The following is an 18,040-nucleotide window of genomic DNA, read 5'->3' as shown; positions in this document are numbered from 1 at the left end:
CCGGCAGGAAGCCGCCCAGCCGGTTCGCCGGGATGACGAATCCACCGCTCTCTGGCTGGCCACCGCCCATCCGGCGACCGGCCGCGGTGGGCTCGACCGGGCGGCGGCGCAGCAGCGGCAGGCCCAGATCGCCTTCCAGGGCGGCGATCTGCTGCGAGATCGCCGACTGCGTGTAGCCGAGCTCGGCGGCGGCGGCCGAGAACGAGCCGTGGCGCGCGACGGTGACGAAGGTGGTCAGCAGGTGAGGGTCCATCAGTGTTGCTTATACCACCTGTAGTTTTCATCGTTGGCGCTGAAGCAGAGCGGGCGGTCACGATGGGGGCATGAGAATCGCTCTTGTGGGGGATCGCTCCCCCGGCGTCCGCTCCCATGTCCGGATCCCGCACCTGATGCGGGCGCTGCTGGAGCGGGACGGCGTCGCGCTGGACCCGTACTGGATGCCCACCACCGACGTGACCGGGGTGGAGGGCTTCGACGGGATCTGGATGCTGCCCGGCAGCCCCTACCGGGACGAGGCGGGCGCGATCGAGGCGGCGCGGGTGGCACGCGAGCGGGAGATCCCGTTCCTCGGCACGTGCGGCGGATTCCAGCACATGCTGCTGGAATACGCGCGGCACGTGTGCGGGCTGGACGTGGCGCACGCCGAGAACGAGCCGGGCGCCCGCGACTTCCTGCTCACGCCGCTGGCCTGCTCCCTGGCCGGCCACGAGGGCCGCGTACGCCTCGAGCCCGGATCCCTGATCGAGCAGATCATGGGCGCGCCCACCACCCTGGAGGCCTACATCTGCTCCTACGGCCTCAACGAGGACTACAAGCAGACCCTCACCGCGCACGGGCTGGCCTTCACCGGCCACGCCGACGACAGCGCCGACGACAGCGCCGACGACAGCGCGGTACGCGTGGCCGAACTGCCCGGACACCCGTTCTTCCTGGCCACGATGTTCCAGCCGGAGCTGGCCGGGGACGGACACCGCCCGCACCCGGTGATCTCGGCGTTCGCGGCGGCGGTCGCCCGCAGGCGGGCCGGCCGCGCCCTGAACGGCCGGACCCCTCAACCGGCGGCGCCCTCGGCGTGACGCAGCGCCCGCAGGCCGGGCACGGCGACGGCGCCCAGACGCGCGCCCGAGACCGGATCCAGCCGCAGCACCTGCTCCCCCGCCCCCGCCAGCACCTCCCCCCGCAGGTACGCCAGCCCCCGCGCCGCCCCCGGCAACTCCCAGACGCCCCGCGGCGCGAGCGTCTGAGCGTCGGCCACCCGCACTCGCGTGCCCGCCGCCACGTACAGGCGGCCGCCCCCGGCCACCGCGAACGCCTCACCGGCGCCCCGGCCGGCCGGCGCCGAGCGGGTGATCGCCAGCTCCCCGGTGGAGGCCGACACCACCCGCCCGGTGGAGGCGTCGAACACGTACAGGCGGCCGTCGCCCAGCGCCAGCGCGTGCGCCTCGGCCGGCCCCAGCCCGAACGGGGCCGGCAGGTCCAGGCAGTACGCCCAGCGCTGGTCGAGGTGCAGCACGTGCACGAAGGCGTGCACCCCCGGGCTCAGGTCGGTGCCGGCGGCCAGGTCACGGGTGTGCAGGTGGGCGTCCTGGTGGGTGTAGAGGGTGTAGAGGACGTTCTGGGCCGGGTCGAGCACGGCCTGGCGGCCCCGGCCGCGCATCTCTTCCTCCTGTCCGGGCGGGATCGGCCGTTTGTCGCGGGTCCGCAGGGCCTCCATCCGGCCGCGGGTCAGGTCGTAGGCGCGCACGCGGTAGCGGTCGGGGGCGGAGGGGGGCAGGCGGTCCAGGACGTACAGGGTGGAGCCGTCCGGGGAGAAGGCCTCCGGCTCGATGTTGCCCGCCAGCCGCAGCGTGCGCCGCCGTCCCTCGCCCGCCAGGACGAGCGTGGTACGCGTCCGCGGCCCCGGCGGCGGGCCGATCGCCACCAGCGCGGCCGAGACCGCCTTGATCCGCCCGCCACCGGCCGGCACGTCGTCGATGAGCAGGCCGGTGGCGGCCTGGTAGGAGCGCAGGCGGCCGCGGTCGAGCCGGTAGAGCCGGGCCCAGCGGGCCTCGGCGACGCCGCCGGGGTAGGTGGCGCGCACCTGCCCGGTCGCCAGGTCGGCCACGGCCAGCCCGGCGGCGGTGTCGGCGAACAACCGTCCCGGCCGGGGCGCGCTGGTGGCGGGCCCCGGCCGGGACGACGGTGCGGCGGTGGTGCAGGCCGACAGCAGGGTCGCGGCGCCGGCCAGGGCGAACGCCTGGCGTCAGGTGCGGGGAGCCGCGCTCTCAGGGGTGTGGGAAGCCATGCCCTGCCTACACCGGCCGGGCCGCGCGGGTTCCCTCAGGCTGAGGGCAGGAGCGCGGCCAGCCTGCGCAGCGAGCGTCGCACCAGGGCCAGGGCGATCGGCCGGACCAGCGGCCACCCCGCCCGGCCCAGCACCCCGAACGGCAGCTCCAGCCGCTCGGCCCACACCACCCGGCTGCCGCCGCCGTACGGGCTCACCCGGATGGCGCCCAGGCCGCGCACCAGCCGGCCGGTGTGCGTGACCCGCATCAGCGCCGGCGGCTCCCAGTGGGTGATCGTCATCGTGTCCAGGAAACCGAACGGCCGCACCCCCGTGTAGGCCTCCAGGCCGTGCTCACCCACCCGGCGGGCGGTGGTCATGAACATCCACTCCTGGTGCCGGGGCCAGTCGGTGATCAGCGCGAACACCTGCTCCGGCGGCGCCGGGAGGTGGGCGGCGGCGGCCGCGTACACGGGTCTCATCGCGAACTCCCCATTCCTGCCAGGTTGGGGCCAGCGTACGCGCCGGGATCACTTGGCGGGCGCGGCGCCTCCCCCGGCACGTCCCTTGGCGGTGTACGGCAGGACGAACAGGTACAGGCCCGTGAGCAGTTGCAGGACGAGCGGGAGCAGCGGCAGGTAGAACACCCAGGCGGCGCTCTCGTCCACGAACACGGCGACGACGCAGGCGACGACGGTCACCGTGAAGGCGATGGACAGCCAGCGGTGGGTCTGGCGGATGCGCTTGTTCCAGGTCAACGGGACCTCCTCCGAAGACGAGCGACCCCGACGGCGACGGCGACGGTGGTGGTGACGGCCGGCGGCGGGCCGCATGTGGTGATGTCCATGCAGGCCACGCTAGGTGTGGCCGGCGGTCCCGCGCTTCTCGATTCCTGACCGGTCAGGAGGCCGGGCGGCCACCGGCGAACGGGGGCTCGCCCTCCTTCAGCGGCCGGAACCGCATCGCCGACCACACCTCGTCGACCGCCACCTGGCCGTTGGGGCGCAGCCCGAACTCGCCCACGATCGGCCACAGCGTGTCGCGGTTGATGTCCGACCTGTTGCCCTTCGGGTAGGCGACCCAGACGACGGCGGGCCCGGTGAGCTGGGCGCGCCGCCCTTCGAGCAGCCGCCGGGCGGCGCCGGCGTCGGCGGCGAAGAACACCGCGACGTCCGCGTCCTCGAGATCCGCCACGTGGCGCGCGCCGTCGGGCAGGGGCGCCACCAGCGGCCGGTGCGCCTCCTCCGAGATCCACACCGCGGTCCCCGGCTTGACGAGCAGCTTGTCGGCGACGGTCTTGGCGGCCATGGTCAGGCCCTCGCGTAGGTCAGGTTCAGCACACCGTTGCCGAACGTGGCGGAACGGGTCAGCGTGAGAGGGATCTGCCCGGTCCCGTCCTCGAACAACCGGCGGCCGGACCCCAGCACGATGGGGTGCACCAGCAGGTTGAGCTCGTCCAGCAGGCCCTCGCGCAGCAGCCACGTCACCAGGGTGGGGCTGCCGCTCATCCCGATGTCCTTGCCGGGCCGCCGCTTGAGCTCGCTCAGCGCGGCACGCGGGTCGCCGGCCAGGACGGTGGTGTTCTCCCAGGCGGGGTCGGTCAGGGTGGTGGACACGACGTGTTTGGGCACGGAGTTGAGGAGCGCCGCCATCGGGTCCTGGGCCGAATCCTGCTTCGGCCAGTGCGCGGCGAAGATCTCATAGGTGCGCCGGCCCAGCAGCAGCGCGTCCGCCGCCTGCATCTGGGTGGCGACCGCCTGGCCCATCTCCTCGTCCAGGTACGGGAAATGCCAGGTCTCCGGTGCCTCGACGACGCCGTCGAGCGAGATGAACAACCCCGCGATGATCTTTCTCATGATGTGCCGGCTCCTTGCTCTCTTGAGGTGCCTTCACCCTTCCACCGACAAATCCAATTGTCAAGACTAACGTATTCGTCGGCGAGTATCCCGCCGCCCGGGTTCTGCGCGTTCACGGCCCCTCCGCCGGACGCGTCCCCTCGACCCAGCGGCGCAGGGCCGCCGCGAGCCCGGCCGCGTGCTCGGGCCCCGGACGGCTGTGGCGGGCGAAACAGGCCACGACCGGCCCGGCCAGCGGATCGCCCGCGTCGCACCGGGCGCACAACAGGACCTCGCGCAGGCCCCTGACCTGCCCGCCCGACGCGTTCGTCCAGGTGTGCGGCAGCCGCGCGACCGCCAGCACCTCATCGGCCCGGCAACGCGGGCACCTCATGCCGCACCGATCCCGGAGGGGGCGCCGAGGGCGGCGACGCCGAGCAGGGCCTTGACGTCGCCGTAGAACGCCGGGCCCGGGGCCACCTGGAAGGGCCGCAGGTTCAGCAGCACGCCGGGCGCGCCGCGGCGATGCAGCCGCACGTGCACGGGCGCCCGGCCGGGATGGGCGGTCAGGATGTGCCTGAACTCCTGGACGACGCGCGGGGTGAGCCGGCTCTCGTGGATCGAGATCACCACGGGCGGCTCGGCGCCGGCCCGCGAGACGTCCAGCAGGCTCACCTCCTCGCCGTAGACGCTCACCGTCTCGTCGCGGACGTTGATCCGCCCCCGTACCGAGATCACCCGGTCCTGGGCCAGGACCTCGCCGTACAGGGCGTAGGTCTGGGGGAAGACGAGACAGTCCACGGCGGCGTCGAGGTCCTCCAGCGTGACGATCGCCCACGGGCTGCCCTGCTTGGTGACCTTGCGCTGCAGGCCCGAGACGATGCCGCTGATCCGGGCCGGCCCGTCCTGGCGGCCGGAGGCCAGCAGGTCGGCGATGGTGGTGTCGCGGTGGGCGGTCAGCACGTGCTCGGCGCCGTCGAGGGGATGGCTGGAGACGTACAGGCCGAGCATCTCGCGTTCGAAGGCGAGCAGGGTCGCCTGGTCCCACTCGCCCTCGGGGATCGCGATGGCGAAGGCGCCGCTCTGGCCGGGCTCACCGAACAGCGAGTCCTGGCCGTGGGCGGCGTTGCGCTTGAGGTCGATGACCCCGTCGACCGCCTGCTCGTGCACCTCGACCAGCGCCCTGCGGTGGTGGCCCAGGCTGTCGAAGGCGCCGGCCCTGGCCAGCGACTCGATGACGCGCTTGTTGCAGACGACCGCCGGGACCTTGGCCAGGAAGTCGTTGAAGTCGCTGTAGCGGCCCTGGGCCGCGCGGACGGCGACGATGGCGTCCACCACGTTGGCGCCGACATTGCGTACGGCGCCCAGCCCGAACCGGATGTCGGAGCCGACGGCGGCGAAGTCGAGCAGACTGGCGTTGACGTCCGGCGGCAGCACCTTGATGCCCAGCCGCCGGCAGTCGGCCAGATAGAGCGCCATCTTGTCCTTGTCGTCGCCGACCGAGGTGAGCAGCGCGGCCAGATATTCGCTGGGATGGTTGGCCTTGAGGTACGCCGTCCAGTAGGACACCAGGCCGTAACCGGCGGTGTGCGACTTGTTGAAGCCGTAGCCGCTGAACGGGACCAGGACGTCCCAGACCGCCTGGATCGCCTCGGCGGAGAAGCCGCGCTCGCGCATGCCGCCCGAGAACCGGTCCCACTCGGCGTCCAGGACCTCCTTCTTCTTCTTGCCCATGGCCCGGCGCAGCATGTCGGCCGCGCCCAGGGAGTAGCCGGCGAGCTGCTGGGCGATCGCCATCACCTGCTCCTGGAAGACCACCAGATGGTAGGTGTCGCCCAGGATCGGCTCCAGCGCCCGCTCCAGCTCCGGGTGGATCGGCTCGACGGGCTGCTTGCCGGTCTTGCGCAGCGCGTAGTTGGTGTGGGCGTTCATCTCCATCGGTCCGGGCCGGTAGAGCGCGTTCACGGCCGCGATGTCGGTGAACGTGGTCGGCTGCATCAGCCGCAGCAGCACCCGCATGCCGGCGCTGTCGAGCTGGAAGACGCCCAGCGTGTCGCCGCGCGCCAGCAGCCGGTACGTCGTGGCGTCGTCGAGCGGGATCCGCCGGATGTCGAGGTCGAGCCCCTTGTTGGCGCGCACCCCGGCCACCGCGTCCCCGATGACGGTCAGGTTGCGCAGGCCGAGGAAGTCCATCTTCAGCAGGCCCATCTCCTCGGCCTGCGTGAAGGGGAACCCGGTCACGACCGGGCCGCCGGCCTTGGGCTTGACCAGCGGGATCACGTCGGTCAGCGGCTCACTGGACAAGATCACGCCCGCGGCGTGGACGCCGGTGCCGCGGGTCAGGCCCTCGATGCCGGCCGCGGTCTGCACCACCCGCCGGACGTCGGGGTCCTGCTCGTAGAGCCCGCGCAGCTCGGCGGCCTCGCCGTGGCGCGGGTGGCGCTCGTCGTGGATGGCGGCCAGCGGGATCTCCTTGCCGCCGACCGCGGCCGGGAACGCCTTGGTGATGCGGTCGCCCAGCGCGTACGGCAGGCCGAGCACGCGGCAGGAGTCCTTGATGGCGGCCTTGGCCTTGATGGTGCCGAAGGTGACGATCTGGCAGACCCGGTCGTCGCCGTACTTGCGGCTGACGTAGTCGATCATCTCGTCCCGGCGGCGGTCGTCGAAGTCGAGGTCGACGTCCGGCATGGAGACGCGTTCGGGGTTGAGGAACCGTTCGAAGATCAGCTTGTGCTCAATCGGGTCGAGCTGCGTGATGCCCGTGCAGTAGGCCACGATCGAGCCGGTCGCCGAGCCGCGGCCGGGCCCCAGCCCGATGCCCCGCTCGCGCGCGTGCCGGCAGATGTCGGCGACCACCAGGAAGTAGCCGGGAAAGCCCATCGCGTCGATGACCGACAGCTCGTGGTCGATGCGCTCCAGCACCTGCGGCGGCGGCCGCTCGCCGTAGCGGTCGCGTGCCCCCTCCAGGGTCTCCCGGCGCAGCCAGCTCGACTCGCTCTCGCCGTCGGGCACGGGGAAGCGCGGCGTCAGGTCCCGGTGGGCGAACACCTCGCCGTAGTCGCCGACCCGCTCGGCGACCAGCAGCGTGTTGTCGCAGGCGCCCGGCACCTCGCCGTCCCACAGCGCCCGCATCTCCTGGGCGGACTTGACGTAGTAGCCGCTGCCGGAGAAGCGGAACCGGTCGGCGTCGTCGAGCCGCTTGCCGGTGCCCACGCACAACAGCACGTCGTGCGCCCGGGACTGGTCCTCGGTGACGTAGTGGGAGTCGTTGGTGGCCAGCGGCGGCAGGGCGAGCCGCCGGCCGAGCGTGAGCAGGTCCTCGCGGACCCGGCGCTCGATGGCCAGGCCGTGGTCCATCAGCTCCAGGAAGTAGTTGCCCGGGCCGAAGAGGTCGCGGTAGCGGGCGGCGGCCTCGACGGCCTGGTCGTACTGGCCGAGCCGCAGCCGGGTCTGCACCTCGCCGGAGGGGCAGCCGGTGGTGGCGATGATGCCCTGGCCGTGCTCGGCGAGCAACTCATCATCCATGCGGGGATATTTCTGGACGTGACCTTCGAGCCACGCGCGGGACTGCAGCCGGAACAGGTTCCGCAGCCCCCGGGCGTCGGCCGCCCACATCGTCATGTGCGTGTACAGGCCGCGCCCGGAGACGTCGCCGCCCTCGCCGGTCTCGTCGTTCGAGCGCCGCAGCGCCAGGTTGTCGCTGTAGTAGACCGGCCGGCGATGGTGGCGCGAGGCGGGGGCGACATAGCTCTCGATGCCGATGATCGGCTTGATCCCCGCCTTGCCCGCCGCGCGGTGGAACTCGTACGCGCCGTGCACGTTGCCGTGATCGCTCATCGCCACGGCCGGCATCCCCTGCCGCGCGACCTCGTCCATCAGCAGGCCGACCTTGGCGGCGCCGTCGAGCATGCTGTACTCGGTGTGCACGTGCAGATGCACGAAGGACCCCATGAAACCACTCCTTCCGGTTGTAGGCTCGTCCGCGAACGAGCATTCGACCCGAAGGCAGGCAGGGTTGTCCAACAACCGACACACCGAATCCCCACAACCAACAGATGTGGAAGAGGTCGACCTGGACCTCGGCACGGTCCGCGCCTTCGTCGCCGTCACCGAAGACCGCTCCTTCAGCGAGGCCGCCGCCCGGCTGGGCCTCAGCCAGCAGGCCGTCTCCAAGCGGATCGCCAAACTGGAGTCCGACCTCGGAGTGCGGCTGTTCTTCCGCTCCCGCAACGGCGCCGAGCTCACCGAGGACGGCCGGACGTTCCTGCACCACGCCCGCGCCCTCGTCGGCATCGCCGACCAGGCGCTGGCCGTGCTGCGCGGCCGGCGCCGCTCCCTGCGCGTCGACGTGCTCGACACCCGGCTGGCCTCCCTCGAACTCGTCCGGGCCTTCCACCAGAGCGCCGACGACGTCGGCGTCGACGTCGTCACGTCCAACGGCCTCAGGTCCGCCCGCGAGGCGCTCGTCCGCGGATCCGTCGACGCCGCCTTCGCCCGCGTCGGCGGACCACTGGAGGAGGACCTGCGCCACGTGCCCGCCTTCCTGGAGCCGCTGCACGTGCTCGTCGCCCGCGACCACCCCCTCGCCGGCCTGCCGCAGGTGGAGATGGCCCGGCTGACCGGCGCCACCGTGTGGATGCCCGGCAACGTCGCCGGAAGCGAGTGGGCCGCGTTCTACCGCCTGCTCGGCGAGGCGTTCGACGTCCGCATCGACGACACGGGGCCCGACTTCGGCTGGGAGCACTTCGTGGAGGAGATCGGCTCGGGCGGGCGCATCGGCTTCGTGGGCGCGCGATGCCGGCTGCCCTGGCATCCGCGCACCGTCCAGGTCCCGGTGACCGAGCCCGCGGTCGTCTACCCGAGCTCACTGCTGTGCCACCGGCAGAACCACCACCCGGTGCTCGCCCGGCTGATCCGCCACATCGAGGACGGCTTCCAGCCGTTCGACCCGGGCCGCCAGTGGATGCCGGCCGCCGACCGCGCGGCCTTCGGCGTCGCCTGACCCCCTGGGCCGGCTCAGGTCCTGCCGGCGGCCCCCGTCAGGCCCCGTCAAGGCCCCGTCAGGATCGCAGGAAGCGCAGGACCGCCAGCACCCGGCGGCTGTAGCCGTTGGTGTGCGACAGGCCCAGCTTGTCGAACAGCGAGTTGACGTGCTTTTCCACCGCGCTCTGCGACACGTGCAGCTCCTGGGCGATCGAGGCGTTGGTCAGCCCCTGCGCCATCCGCTCCAGCACCTCGCGCTCGCGCGCGGTCAGCCGGGCGAGCGGATCGACCTGCGTGGTACGCGCCAGCAACTGGCGCACCACCTCCGGATCGAACGCCGCACCCCCGGCCCCCACCCGCTCCAGCGCGTCCAGGAAGTCGCCCACCTGCGCCACCCGGTCCTTCAGCAGGTAGCCGACGCCTTCGACGTCGGCGCTCATCAGCTCGGTGGCGTACTTCTTCTCCACGTACTGCGACAGCACCAGCACCTTGACCGCCGGCCAGCGGCGCCGGATCTCCAGGGCCGCCCGCAGGCCCTCGTCGGTGTGGGTGGGCGGCATGCGCACGTCCACCACCACGATGTCCGGCTGGTGGGCGGCCACGGCCGAGACCAGCGCCTGCGCGTCGCTGACGGCCGCCGGGACCTCGTGGCCCTCCTCCAGCAGCAGGCGCACCAGGCCCTCGCGCAGCAGCGTGGAGTCCTCGGCGAGGATCACCCGCACGGCAGCACCGCCGTGACCGTCGTCGGGCCGCCCGCCGGGCTGTCCAGCGTGAAGCGGCCGTCCAGCGCCGCCACCCGCCGGGCCAGCCCCGACAGGCCGCCGCCGTCCGCCCGCGCGCCGCCGGCGCCGTCGTCGCGCACCCGTACGACCACCGTGCCGTCCTCCTCGTCCACCTCGACCGTGATGAGCGCGGCGCCGGCGTGCTTGGCCGCGTTCGTGACCGCCTCGCACACCACGAAGTACGCCGCCGTCTCCACCGCCGTCGGCGGCCGCCGACGCAGACGGCAATCTACCCGGACCGGCACGCTCGACCGCTCGGCCACCCCCGCCAGCGCCTCGCCCAGCCCGAGCGAGTCCAGCCCGCTCGGGTAGGCCCGCCAGGCCACCTCGCGCAGCTCGGCCAGCGCCTGCTGCGCCTCCTGGTGGGCCTGCTCCAGCAGCTCGGGCCGGTTGCGCCTGGAGCGGCCGATCAGCATCGACAGCGCCACCAGCCGCTGCTGCAGCCCGTCGTGCAGGTCACGCTCGATCCTGCGCCGCTCGGAGTCCACCGCCGCCACGATCCCCGCCCGGCTCTCGGCCAGCTCGGCGATCCGGCGCTCCAGCGCCTCGGTGGGGTCGGGGCCCAGCATGCGCAGCGCCAGCCGGCGCTCCAGCGCGTGCACGCCCACCAGGCCCGACACGTCCATGAAGAGCAGCACGACGCCGGCCACGCCGAGATAGGCCACCAGCGGGACCGACGGCGTCATCCCGTCGAACGGCAGCCCGCGGCTCCACGCGGCCACGATGAGCACCGCCGTGCCGAGCCCGTACACCAGCAGGGTGAGCACCAGGCCGCCCAGCACGCCGACCGGCACGCGGGCGGCCAGGTAGCGCAAGGGGCGGCCGTTCTCGCCGTTGCCCAGGGCGTCGAGGGCGGCCAGGTCCAGGCGCAGGCGGCGGGCCTCCAGCCGGGCCAGCTTCCTGGCGGCCCCGCCGGTGTTCGGGTTGCCCAGGAACGGCAGGCTCAGCAGCAGGAACGCCAGCTCGACCAGTGCCGTGAGCGCGCCGAGCGTCACCGAGACCACCAGGCGCAGCCCCTCAGCGGCGGTGCGCATGCCTCCCCTTGCGCCGCTCGGCCAGCCGCCGGACGACGAAGACCCCGATGGCCAGCACGACCAGCCCGATCACGACCTTGCTGCCGATGCCGACGTAGGACTCCACCAGCGACCACTGCTCGCCCAGGAGATAGCCGGCCATCACGAAGATGGTGTTCCAGATGAGGCTGCCGACGGTGGTCAAGAGCGTGAACATGGGCAGCGGCATGCGCTCGACGCCCGCCGGGATGGAGATGAGGCTGCGGAAGACCGGGATCATCCTGCCGAAGAACACGGTCTTGCGGCCGTGGCGCTGAAACCAGGCCTCGGTCTTCTCGATGTCGGACGTCTTGATCAGGGGCAGCTTGGCGGCCAGCGCCAGGACGCGCTCACGTCCGAGCAGGGCGCCCACCCAGTAGAGCGCCAGCGCGCCGATCACCGAGCCCAGGGTCGTGCACACCAGCACGTCCACCAGGTCCATCTCACCCCTGCTGGCGGTGAAGCCCGCCAGCGGCAGGATCACCTCGCTGGGCAGGGGCGGGAAGAGATTCTCCAGCGCGATCGCGATTCCCGCCCCGGGCGCCCCGAGGCTCTCCATGAGTCCAACAAGCCAGTCAGTCATAGGTAAAGGCTATGGAAGATCGTATATGCCATGAATGAGGAGGCTGCCCGAGCTTGGGTGGGGTAAACCACACCCCCAACGTACCGTACACTGTACGGCCGTGACACTTGTGACGGATCTGGCACGGCACGCAGCCCTCTTCCAACCCGGCGACCCGCCCAGGGCCGGGCAGGTGGCCTTCCTCGACCCCGGCGGGGCCGCCACCGTGGACGTGGCCGAGCAGGACGCCGACGGCGTACGGATCCGGCAGGTCCCCGCCACCCTCGTCCCCGTCGGCGAGGCCGTGGCCGCGCTGGCCAGAGCCCGTACCGACCCCGCGGCCCACCCCGCCACCCGCTTCTGGGGCGCCGCCGCGCTCATCGCGCTGCAGCTCGTCACCCGCGGCCGCATCCTGCCCGGCGTGACCGCCGGCGAGCACGACTCCTGGCGCGCCGGCCCCCTGGACGCCGACGACCTGCGGCGCGTCCGCGACCTGGCCGCCGCCATGCCCGCTGCGGCCCGCGCGACCCCCACCGGCACCTCCGACGGCGAACCGCTGCTCCCCGACGCCGAACCGCTCCTGCGGGCCTTCCTCGACGCCGTCGCCGACGCCATGCCGCGCTCGCCCGGCGCCGTACGCGCCACCGGCACCACCGCCTACGCCGCCACCAAACCCGTCAAGGTGCCCCACCTGCGCCGCTGGGCCGAAGAGGTCTCCGCGGGGCTCGACGCCGGCGTACGGCTGTCGCTGCGCCTGGAGGCCGACGACCTGGCCGCCGCCGAGTTCCGCGCCGTCGTCCAGCTCCACAGCCTCGCCGACCCCTCCCTCGTCGTGGACGCCGCCGACCTGTGGCAGGGCCGCGACCCCGGCCTCGGCGCCCGCGCCCGGATCGAGGCCACCCTCGCCGTACGCCGCGCCGCCCGCGCCTGGCCCCGCCTGGAACACCTGCTCGACAGCGCCGTGCCCGACGAGCTCACCCTCACCGGCGGCGACGTCGACGACCTCCTGGCCGGCGCCGCCGACCGCCTGGCCGCCGCCGGGGTGGACGTGCACTGGCCCCGATCCCTCGTGCGCGGCCTCAGCGCCCGCGCCGTCATCGGCGACCGCGACCCCGCACCCTCCGACATGCCCTCCTTCCTCGGCGGCCACCACCTGACCAGCTTCGACTGGCAGCTCGCCCTCGGCGGCGAACGCCTGACCGCCGCCGAGATGGACCTCCTGGCCGAAGCCCACCGCCCCGTCGTACGGCTGCGCGACCAATGGGTCCTCATCGACCCCGACCTGGCCCGCAAGGCCCGCCAGCGTGACCTCAAGCCGCTGACCGGCATCGAGGCGCTCGGCGCCGCCCTCACCGGCGCCGTCGAGGTCGACGGCGAACAGGTGGCCGTCGAGCCCACCGCCTGGCTGCGCGAGCTGCGCGAACGCCTGGCCGAGCCCGCCGACAGCGCCCCGCCCGCGGGCCTGGCCGCCACCCTGCGCGACTACCAGCTCGCCGGGCTGCGCTGGCTGGCCAGGATGACCTCACTCGGGCTCGGCGCCTGCCTGGCCGACGACATGGGCCTGGGCAAGACGATCACCCTCATCGCGCTCCACCTGCACCGCACCGCCGCGGCGACCGGCGACGCGGCCGCCGCCGGTGCCACGCTCGTCGTCTGCCCGGCCTCGCTGCTGGGCAACTGGGAACGCGAGATCACCAGATTCGCCCCCGGCGTGCCCGTGCACCGCTACCACGGCCCCGGCCGCGAGCTGCCGCAGGAGGGCGCCGGATTCGTGCTCACCACGTACGCCACCATGCGCCTCGACGCCGCCACACTGGCCGCCCACCCGTGGGGCCTGCTCGTCGCCGACGAGGCCCAGCACGTCAAGAACCCCGCCTCCGGCACCGCCAGGGCCCTGCGCGAGATCCCCGCCGCCGCCCGCGTCGCGCTCACCGGCACCCCCGTCGAGAACAACCTGTCGGAGCTGTGGGCCATCCTCGACTGGACCACGCCCGGCCTGCTCGGCACCCTCGGCAGATTCCGCGCCCGCTGGGCCAAACCCGTCGAATCCGGCGACGGCGAAGCCGCCGAACGGCTCTCCCGGCTCGTCGGGACGTTCCTGCTGCGCCGCCGCAAGAGCGACCCCGGCATCGCCCCCGAGCTGCCGCCCAAGACCGAGACCGACCGGCCCGTCGCCCTGACCACCGAGCAGGCCGGCCTGTACGAGGCCGTCGTACGCGAGATCATGACCCAGATCGCCGAGGCCCGCGGCATGGCCAGGCGCGGCCTCATCGTCAAACTCCTCACCGGGCTCAAGCAGATCTGCAACCACCCCGCCCACTACCTGCACGAGGCCGACCCCCGCCTGCCCGGCCGCTCCGGCAAACTGGAACTGCTCGACGAACTCGTCGACACCATCGTGGCCGAGGACGGCGCGGTGCTCGTCTTCACCCAGTACGTCGCCATGGCCCGCCTGCTCGACCGCCACCTGACCGGGCGCGGCGTCACCACCCAGTTCCTGCACGGCGGCACCCCCGTCGCCCGCCGCGAGGAGATGGTCCAGCGCTTCCAGGACGGCCGGGCGCCGGTGTTCCTGCTGTCGCTCAAGGCCGCCGGCACCGGCCTCAACCTCACCCGCGCCGACCACGTCATCCACTACGACCGCTGGTGGAACCCCGCCGTCGAGGACCAGGCCACCGACCGCGCCTACCGCATCGGCCAGACCCGTCCCGTCCAGGTCCACCGCCTCATCGCCGAAGGCACGATCGAGGACCGCATCGCCGAGATGCTCACCGCCAAGCGCACCCTCGCCGAGGCCGTGCTCACCTCGGGCGAGGCCGCCTTCACCGAGCTGACCGACACCGAACTCGCCGCCCTGGTGGAACTCCGATGACCCCCGCCACGTTCCCCGCCGCCGAGACGCTCCCCGCCGCCCTCCTGGAGGACCGATGACCGCCGCCCGCGGATTCGCCGCCTTCCCCCCGCAACGCGCCGGCGCCCGCTTCGCCACCTCCTGGTGGGGCCACGCCTGGGTCAAGGCCATGGAGGACACCTCTCTGGACCACACCCTGCTGCGCAAGGGCCGCGCCTACGCCAAGACCGGCCAGCTCGGCCCCATCACCGTCAGCCCCGGCCGCCTCGCCGCGGTCGCCGAAAGCGAGTACGACACCGTCGTACGCGTCGAGCAGCTCACCGACGACGCCTGGGAACGCTTCCTCGACCAGGTCGCCGCCAAGGCCGGCCACATCGCCGCGCTGCTCGACCGCGACATGCCCCACGACCTGGTCACGGCCGCCGAGGACGCCGCCGTGCCGCTGCTGCCCGCCGTCGGCGACCTGGAGCCCGAATGCTCCTGCCCCGACTGGGGCCACCCCTGCAAGCACGCCGCCGCCCTGTGCTACCAGGCGTCCTGGCTGCTGGACGCCGACCCGTTCGTGCTGCTGCTGTTGCGCGGGCGCGGCGAGGGCGACCTCATCGAGGCCCTGCAGCGGCGCGACGCCCCCGCCGTCCCGGTTTCGCCCGGGGTGCCCGCCCTGGTGGCGTTCGCGGCCGGTGTGCCGCCGCTGCCGGACCCGCCGCCGTTCGAGGCCGCCTTCACCCCGCCCGCCCTCGAACCGGCCCGGGGAGTGGACGTCGCCGCCCTGGCCGTACTGGCCGCCTCGGCCGCCGGGCGCGCCCGCGAGATCCTGCGGCGCGGCCGGCTGCCCGCGCTGACCGAACACCAGGACCGCGTCCGGCTGGCCGCCGACCACGACCTCGATCTGGGGCTGGACAGCGCCGTCGCCGCCTGGCGGTACGGCGGCGCGGACGGCTTGGACGTCCTCGAGACCGCCTGGACCCCGCCCCGCCGCGACCTGGCCAGAGCACAGGCGCTGCTGGAGGCGGGCTGGGAGGGCGAGGAACCACCCCCGGTGGAGACCTGGCGCAACCGCTGGACGATCGGCCCCCTGCAACTCCGCTACGGCCGCGACGGCCGCTGGTACCCCTTCACCCGCCGCGACGAGCAGTGGTGGCCCTGCGGCGCGCCGGAACGCGACCCCTCCGCCCTCATCACCTGACCAGAAGCGACGAGGGCGGCATCTCTCACGCGCCGACTCTCACGCGCCGACTCTCACGACGCCACCGAGATGACGTGCCCCACCGACAGGCGGTCGCCGATCAGCTCCAGCAGGCAGTCGGCCAGGTCGGCGCGCGTGGTGCTCATGCCACCCCGCACGGCCAGATCCCTGGCCGTGCGGTAGCGCCCGGTACGGCCGGCGTCCGTCAGGCGGGCCGGCCGCACGATCGTCCAGTCCAGGCCGCCGGCCCGCACCAGACGCTCGGCCTCGGCCAGGTCGGCGTAGTTGTGGCGGAACACGCGCTGCACGACGAGGGGCTTGAGCACGTACCGGGTGAAGGGGCCGTCGCCGGCGTCGGCCTCCAGGCCGCCGGCGCTGACCATGAGCAGGCGGCGGGCGCCGGCCGCGCGCATGGCCCGCATGATGGAGGCGATGCCCGCGGAGTGGACGGTGGTGGGCCCGCGACCGCGGGCACCCAGCGCGCTCAGCACGGCGTCGCGGTCCTTGACGGCCGGGGCGACGGCGTCGGGGTCCATGACGTCGGCCTCGACGACATCGAGGCGCTCGCGCAGCTCGGCGGGCAGCCGGGACGCGTCGCGGACGACGGCCGTGATCTGGTGGGTCAGGTCGAGCCCCTGACGGACGAGCTCCAGACCGGTGCCGCCGGTCGCGCCGAAGACCGTGATCCTCATGATGGGCGCTCCTCCCGGATAGAGTGAGTGAGTATTTACTCACCCTATCCACCGCCGGTTCCGGTCGCTCGCGCGGGCCCGGTCCCGCGGCGGCCGGGGTCGCCCTGCCCGAAACGGTCGGCGATCAGGCCGCGTCGCCGGCGAAGGACGGCAGCACCATCGCCACCAGCGCGGCCACGTCGGCCTCGACCATCGGCTCGCCGGTCATGCCCATCCGGTGGAGCAGGGTCCCAAGCTCGGCCCGCCCGGCGCCTGCCAGTGGCGCCGGGCGAGCGCGTCCAGAAGGCAGTCCACGATCAGCGTGCCCTTGGACGGCCGGCGGCGCGCTCGACTGATACAGATGCACTGTCACGGATCAGGATCACCATGGAGGAAGACACAGTGAAGCGCATCGGCATTATCGGGGTGGGCGAGATCGGCCGAGCCATCGTGGTGGGCCTGTGCGACGGAGCCGGCACCTCCCCCGAGGTGTTCCTCTCCCCGCGGGGCGCCCGCACGGCCGCGGAGCTGTCCGAACGCTACGAGGGCGTGCGGGTCTGCGCCGGCAACCAGGAGGTGGTGGACCGCTCCGAAGCGGTGATCATCGCCGTCCGCCCGCCGGACCGGCACGAGGCACTGGCCGGCCTGCGGGTGGCCGACGACAAGATCGTGGTCAACGTGATGGCCGGCGTCGGCACCGACGACCTGCGCCGGATGCTCGCCACCGACGCCCCCCTGGTGCGGGCCATCCCCCTGCCCGCCGTACGCGAACGGCGCTCCGTCACGGTGACCTACCCGTCGCACCCGGCGGTGAACGCCCTCTTCGAGCGCCTGGGCGGGGCGCTCCCGGTCGCGGACGAGGCCGCCTTCAACGTCTTCTCCGCACTGACGGGAACGCTGACCACCCACTACGAGTACCTCGCCACGCTCACGTCGTGGGCCGTCGGCCACGGCATCGCCGCCGACGAGGCGGACCGCTACGTGCGCGGCCTCTTCCAGGCGGTCGGGCGCTCCCTGAGCGACGAGACCCGGACCCTGCGGCAGCTCGCCGCCGACCACGAGACCCCGAACGGAAGCAACGAACGCGTCCGCACCACCTGGTTCACCCCCGCCAACGCCGAAGCCCTCGGCAAGACCCTCGACGGTCTCCTCGCCCGCCTGACGTAGCCCAGGCTCGCGCCCCGGGATCGGGGCGCTAAAGTCCGGCGGCGGCCCGATCGGCCAGGGTGCGGGCCAGGTCCACCACGACCGCCCGGCGGCGGGCGATGGCCCGCTCGGGGTCGGGCTCGTCGAGGATGTGGCGGCGCAGTTGCGGCACCGAGAAGTTCCACGCCACCAGCCCCAGGACGGTGAACAGCCAGTCCTGGGCCGTCTCCTTCTCCTTCAGGCCCGCGCTCATCAGGCCGTCCACGTGCCCGCGGTAGGAGTCCTTGCGCTCCTCCTCGCCCTCGACCCGCCCGCCGTCGGCCTCCAGCGCCTCCCACAGCAGCAGGCGGACCAGCTCCGGGTGCTCGTGGTACCAGTCGAAGAGCCGGCCGACCGCCTCGGGCAGGGTGGCCGGGTCGAGGCTCACCGCGTGGCAGATCTCGTCCACCTTGGCCCGCACCACCTGGCCGAACAGTTTCTCCTTGCCGCCGAAGTACAGGTAGATGGCCTGCTTGTTGGCCCGCGCGGTGGTCGCGATGCGGTCGATCCGGGCGCCGGCCAGCCCGTGGCGGGCGAACTCGGCGGCGGCGGCCTCGAAGATCCGCTGCCGGGTCGCCTCCGCGTCGTACGTCATGCCCTGAATTAAACCATCCAGTTGACTTTTTCGGCACCTCACGGCAAGGTTCTAAACCAACCGGATGGTTTATTT

The 18,040-nt window shown here is 73.2% G+C and carries 18 protein-coding genes; 5 read left to right on the top strand and 13 right to left on the bottom strand.

The genetic code is table 11. The features are described 5' to 3' along the window. A partial coding sequence (locus AB0I15_RS48050) for a LysR family transcriptional regulator (RefSeq protein ID WP_358112563.1) occupies positions 1-253 on the bottom strand: 253 nt, incomplete at its 3' end. Positions 254-323: 70 nt separating this feature from the next. Here AB0I15_RS48050 and AB0I15_RS48045 point away from each other — a divergent pair. Beyond that, a complete protein-coding gene (locus AB0I15_RS48045) occupies positions 324-1,076 on the top strand; it encodes a hypothetical protein (protein ID WP_358112560.1) in 753 nt (250 codons plus the stop codon). Here the strand turns inward: AB0I15_RS48045 and AB0I15_RS48040 are convergent. From AB0I15_RS48040 to dnaE, 7 genes are all read right to left on the bottom strand, one after another. Continuing rightward, complete coding sequence (locus AB0I15_RS48040; RefSeq protein WP_358112557.1) at positions 1,052-2,134, bottom strand: hypothetical protein; 1,083 nt, start codon at positions 2,132-2,134, stop codon at positions 1,052-1,054. The genes AB0I15_RS48045 and AB0I15_RS48040 overlap by 25 nt on opposite strands. A gap of 185 nt (positions 2,135-2,319) precedes the next feature. Next, positions 2,320-2,745, bottom strand: coding sequence for an SRPBCC family protein (locus tag AB0I15_RS48035; protein ID WP_358112554.1), 426 nt, complete (start codon positions 2,743-2,745; stop codon positions 2,320-2,322). Between the two features lie 48 nt (positions 2,746-2,793). Beyond that, complete coding sequence (locus AB0I15_RS48030; RefSeq protein WP_358112551.1) at positions 2,794-3,021, bottom strand: hypothetical protein; 228 nt, start codon at positions 3,019-3,021, stop codon at positions 2,794-2,796. Positions 3,022-3,163: 142 nt separating this feature from the next. Then, complete coding sequence (locus AB0I15_RS48025; protein WP_358112548.1) at positions 3,164-3,571, bottom strand: hypothetical protein; 408 nt, start codon at positions 3,569-3,571, stop codon at positions 3,164-3,166. 2 nt (positions 3,572-3,573) lie between these two features. Beyond that, positions 3,574-4,119, bottom strand: coding sequence for a dihydrofolate reductase family protein (locus tag AB0I15_RS48020; protein WP_358112545.1), 546 nt, complete (start codon positions 4,117-4,119; stop codon positions 3,574-3,576). A gap of 112 nt (positions 4,120-4,231) precedes the next feature. Beyond that, positions 4,232-4,492 (bottom strand): DUF6300 family protein, encoded by a 261-nt coding sequence (locus AB0I15_RS48015; RefSeq protein ID WP_358112542.1) that lies wholly within the window; start codon positions 4,490-4,492, stop codon positions 4,232-4,234. Then, complete coding sequence (gene dnaE, locus AB0I15_RS48010) at positions 4,489-8,049, bottom strand: DNA polymerase III subunit alpha (protein ID WP_358112539.1); 3,561 nt, start codon at positions 8,047-8,049, stop codon at positions 4,489-4,491. The genes AB0I15_RS48015 and dnaE overlap by 4 nt, the downstream gene beginning before the upstream one ends. A 106-nt stretch (positions 8,050-8,155) precedes the next feature. Here dnaE and AB0I15_RS48005 point away from each other — a divergent pair, with 106 nt between their 5' ends. Beyond that, on the top strand, positions 8,156-9,100 hold the full coding sequence (locus AB0I15_RS48005) for a LysR family transcriptional regulator (RefSeq protein WP_358112536.1): 945 nt from the start codon (positions 8,156-8,158) through the stop codon (positions 9,098-9,100). A gap of 58 nt (positions 9,101-9,158) precedes the next feature. On the opposite strand, the gene AB0I15_RS48000 is transcribed toward AB0I15_RS48005, so the two are convergent. From AB0I15_RS48000 to AB0I15_RS47990, 3 genes are read right to left on the bottom strand one after another with little or no spacing between them, the layout of a single operon-like run. Beyond that, positions 9,159-9,803: a response regulator transcription factor gene (locus AB0I15_RS48000; protein ID WP_358112533.1), complete on the bottom strand. Its 645-nt coding sequence runs from the start codon at positions 9,801-9,803 to the stop codon at positions 9,159-9,161. Continuing rightward, positions 9,794-10,897, bottom strand: a complete 1,104-nt coding sequence (locus tag AB0I15_RS47995; protein WP_358112530.1) for a histidine kinase — start codon at positions 10,895-10,897, stop codon at positions 9,794-9,796. Before AB0I15_RS47995 ends, AB0I15_RS48000 begins: the two co-directional genes overlap by 10 nt. Further along, on the bottom strand, positions 10,881-11,498 hold the full coding sequence (locus AB0I15_RS47990; RefSeq protein ID WP_358112527.1) for a DedA family protein: 618 nt from the start codon (positions 11,496-11,498) through the stop codon (positions 10,881-10,883). The genes AB0I15_RS47995 and AB0I15_RS47990 overlap by 17 nt, the downstream gene beginning before the upstream one ends. Positions 11,499-11,598: 100 nt before the next feature. Between AB0I15_RS47990 and AB0I15_RS47985 the strand changes: the two genes are divergently transcribed. After that, positions 11,599-14,349 (top strand): DEAD/DEAH box helicase, encoded by a 2,751-nt coding sequence (locus AB0I15_RS47985; RefSeq protein ID WP_358112524.1) that lies wholly within the window; start codon positions 11,599-11,601, stop codon positions 14,347-14,349. 55 nt (positions 14,350-14,404) lie between these two features. Next, complete coding sequence (locus AB0I15_RS47980; protein ID WP_358112521.1) at positions 14,405-15,514, top strand: SWIM zinc finger family protein; 1,110 nt, start codon at positions 14,405-14,407, stop codon at positions 15,512-15,514. Between the two features lie 53 nt (positions 15,515-15,567). Here AB0I15_RS47980 and AB0I15_RS47975 read toward each other — a convergent pair whose 3' ends face one another. After that, positions 15,568-16,206 carry an NAD(P)H-binding protein gene (locus AB0I15_RS47975; protein ID WP_358112519.1) on the bottom strand — a complete coding sequence of 213 codons (639 nt, stop codon included), beginning with the start codon at positions 16,204-16,206 and terminating at the stop codon, positions 15,568-15,570. Between the two features lie 366 nt (positions 16,207-16,572). Between AB0I15_RS47975 and AB0I15_RS47970 the strand changes: the two genes are divergently transcribed. Next, on the top strand, positions 16,573-17,352 hold the full coding sequence (locus AB0I15_RS47970; protein WP_358112516.1) for an NAD(P)-binding domain-containing protein: 780 nt from the start codon (positions 16,573-16,575) through the stop codon (positions 17,350-17,352). 28 nt (positions 17,353-17,380) lie between these two features. Here the strand turns inward: AB0I15_RS47970 and AB0I15_RS47965 are convergent, their stop codons facing one another. After that, the gene (locus tag AB0I15_RS47965) at positions 17,381-17,965 is read right to left on the bottom strand and encodes a TetR family transcriptional regulator (protein WP_358112513.1); all 585 of its coding nucleotides are present in this window, start codon (positions 17,963-17,965) and stop codon (positions 17,381-17,383) included. Between the last annotated feature and the right edge of the window lie 75 nt (positions 17,966-18,040).

The organism is Nonomuraea sp. NPDC050643, assembly GCF_040654715.1.
Lineage (GTDB): Bacteria > Actinomycetota > Actinomycetes > Streptosporangiales > Streptosporangiaceae > Nonomuraea.
This window is presented reverse-complemented; position numbering and strand designations above follow the sequence as displayed.